The sequence below is a fragment of the Streptomyces sp. XM83C genome (genome assembly GCF_023072675.1).
Taxonomy (GTDB): Bacteria; Actinomycetota; Actinomycetes; order Streptomycetales; family Streptomycetaceae; genus Streptomyces; species Streptomyces thermocoprophilus.
In genome coordinates this window covers 1-1,350 of record NZ_JALLGL010000580.1, presented here as the reverse complement: position 1 = coordinate 1,350, position 1,350 = coordinate 1, and the positions used below count along the sequence as shown (strand labels likewise).

Genomic DNA, 1,350 nt, shown 5'->3' with positions numbered 1-1,350 from the left:
CAGGCGTGATGCGTGCTCATCCGGTGAGACCGAGTTCGCGTAGGGCGTCGGCGGGGTGGTTGCGGTAGTGGTCGTGGGCGGCGGCGTTGTTCTTCCATCCGGCGAGGTGAGCGAGGCTGATCGCCAGGCTGCGGAAGGTCGCGAGGGTTCGGGGGAGGCTGCCTGTGCGGGCCCGGCATGTGTCCTCGCCGAAGGTCACGTCTCTGACGAAGTGCTGGGCTTCGATGGCCCATTGGCCGCGCACGCAGCGGGCGAGGGTGGCCGCGTCGGCCGTGTGGGCGGGGGCGGTGGTGATGCCGAGTTCCGCGTCTGCGTGGATCTTTCCGTCGCCGCGTCCGGTGGTGTACCGCTCGACGAGCAGGGCCTGGGTGGCGTGCGGGAAGGTGACATGGCCGTCTTCGAGCGGCTGGACACGTACGATCCGTGTCTCGTGGCGGCCGCTGTTGGTCTCCTCGGTGCGGACCACGGTGATGTGCTCGTTGGTGGTTTCGTCCCAGTCGAGTGCGTCGAGCCGGGCGAACAGCGTCGAGCGGTTCTCCTTGACGGGGAAGAGCCCGAAGGCGCCACGTCGGTGCAGGTAGCGGGCGTGATCGGCGACGGTGTGCAGGGCGTCGGCGGTGACGATCGCGCCGGTGATGTCCTCGATCAGGTCCAGGGCGGCGGTGAAGTGCACGGTCTCGTGCGGCTTGTGACGCATCTCCCGCTGGGCGAGCATCACGCCGGGATCGACCTGGTAGACGCCCAGCAGGTGCAGTTGCAGGCCGTCGGCGTCGCGGGCGCCGCGCACGGTCTTGCCGTCGGCAGCGAGTTGGAGGACAGGTGGTTCGCCTGCGATCCCGGCCAGCGGATCGGCCGCATGGGACTGCACGAACGCGCCGACGGCCGCATCAAGTGCGTCGGCATCGACACGGGCCAGGGTCCGCGTGAGCGTGGTGGCCACCGGAAGCCGGCTGGGGTCGGCGTCGGGGACTTCGAGCGCGGCGAGGATGCCGGCGCCCTGGCCGTTCGCCCAGCGGATCACTCCGCGCACCGAGCGCACCCCGCACAGCAGGGCGCAGGCGACCAGGCCGAGCAGCATCGGAAGCGGGTGCGTGACCAGGTGCGGGGCGCGTGGGTCGGGCACGGTGCGGACCGCCTGCAGGAGTGAGGGGAGCTTGTCGGGTACGCACAACTCCTCACCTTGGGTGCCCAGTTGATGGGCGAGTTGACGAGAGGCGGTCAGGGTCGGGCAGGATGGCATGCGGGCGCGGCCTTCACGATCTTGCGAGTGGAATCACATGATCTTGACGGGTCGCGCCCGTCGACGTTCATCCGGCCTCCTGTCCAAGGGCCGAGCACGCATCACACCTG

1 protein-coding gene is annotated in these 1,350 nt (G+C 69.8%); it reads right to left on the bottom strand.

Annotated features, from left to right (window positions below):
- Positions 1-16 precede the first annotated feature (16 nt).
- Positions 17-1,240 (bottom strand): ISAs1 family transposase, encoded by a 1,224-nt coding sequence (locus MTQ10_RS30470; protein ID WP_247473980.1) that lies wholly within the window; start codon positions 1,238-1,240, stop codon positions 17-19.
- Positions 1,241-1,350: the final 110 nt, after the last annotated feature.

What these genes read in the sequence shown, in the direction of transcription:
- MTQ10_RS30470 (WP_247473980.1), bottom strand. Translation starts at nt 1,240, where the DNA reads ATGCCATCCTGCCCGACCCTGACCGCCTCTCGTCAACTCGCCCATCAA.